Annotated in this window: 1 protein-coding gene; it reads right to left on the bottom strand. The window is 38.2% G+C overall.

Annotation, left to right across the window (positions count from 1 at the left end; genetic code table 11):
* Nucleotides 1-966: hypothetical protein (locus F607_RS0127270; protein WP_027710498.1), on the bottom strand; the 966-nt coding region annotated here is incomplete at its 3' end.
* Nucleotides 967-1,267 lie beyond the last annotated feature (301 nt).

Below are 1,267 nucleotides of genomic sequence, written 5' to 3'. Positions count from 1 at the left end.
ACCCAATTTTCCTCCCTGCTCATAATAAGTCATAGCTAATGCATTGGCTTCCTCTAATTCTGGTGAGGGTTTACGCCACTGACTTTCGGGGATAGATTCAGACCATCGTTTAATTTCTTCTGATAATTCAGTGTATTCAAGTCTCTCTTGAATTTTATCATTGAGCCAGTATGCAAAATACGAATAGTGCATCCAGTCCCTAATCTTTTGTTTATATATTTGCCAACCGACTAATATTTTATTCTCTTTCCAACGACGCCGACTATCAAAATACTCTTCTAATGAGTCTAGATTGCTTGGATCTGGACACGCTTCAGGACCATCTTCCATAAATGTACGAATACACTCCCACTGCATGATACAGTTAATCTCTGCTCCACATGCTACTTCATAACGTCCTTTGAAATTAGTCACATCTATAGGGCTGGCCATCGTAATAGTTAATGTGGATAAGGGTATAGCAGTCGTGTCTGATAACATCAATGTAGTGCCAGCCCATGCGTATATTTTCTCCCAAGGAATAATTATAAACTGGCCTTTTTCACCAAACGGTAAAGCGACCTGTCTACGCTGGCGGTTAAAGCGTATAAATTTATGCTTTTTTAACTGTAAATAACTTTCATACATATTATATAAATAAAATAAATGTATCCCAAAGAAAACCATAAGGAAAGCATTTAAAAAAAACTGATAACCAGACTTGGATACAGGGAGAAATATAATAGTTAATAACAGTGACCCTCCAAATACTAAATAAACCAAGCAACAAAGAAGAGCTAAATTTTGCGCACCTACCCTCACACTTTTATGACCAATATCTAAATAGACATCATTTTTCGCTTTTATAATTCCCTGTCCATCCATACAAGAAATATTCGTAATAATAGGTAATGGGGATAATACCAGAATACGGTTTAACTTATCTTCAAAAGTTTTTCCTGCCACCATTCGCTGTCGACTGATCATTGCTGCTCACCACATAACCCATTGTCAGTACTTATTAGCATAGGCTAACAATGTCCCAGACTGTCAAATCTACTTCGAACACGCCGTCAATCCTTCCCTGGAAGCTCAACTACCGCTTCCCTGCGGCAGATGGTTCTGCGCAAATTCGACAGTCCTAATCCCTTTGCATACAAGCTCCACAGCTGAGTAAAAAAGGCTTCTAATAGTGGTTTAAACATTTATTCTAGATGAATAGTCTATGTACAGGACAAAACTTTCAGGGAGTGCCGAAATACTGCCAGGTTAACACTTCCTTCTACTA

The organism is Zooshikella ganghwensis DSM 15267 (assembly GCF_000428585.1).
In the GTDB taxonomy this organism is placed as follows: domain Bacteria; phylum Pseudomonadota; class Gammaproteobacteria; order Pseudomonadales; family Zooshikellaceae; genus Zooshikella; species Zooshikella ganghwensis.
The sequence above is the reverse complement of the archived record's forward strand: the minus strand, read 5'-3'. Positions and strand labels throughout refer to the sequence as shown.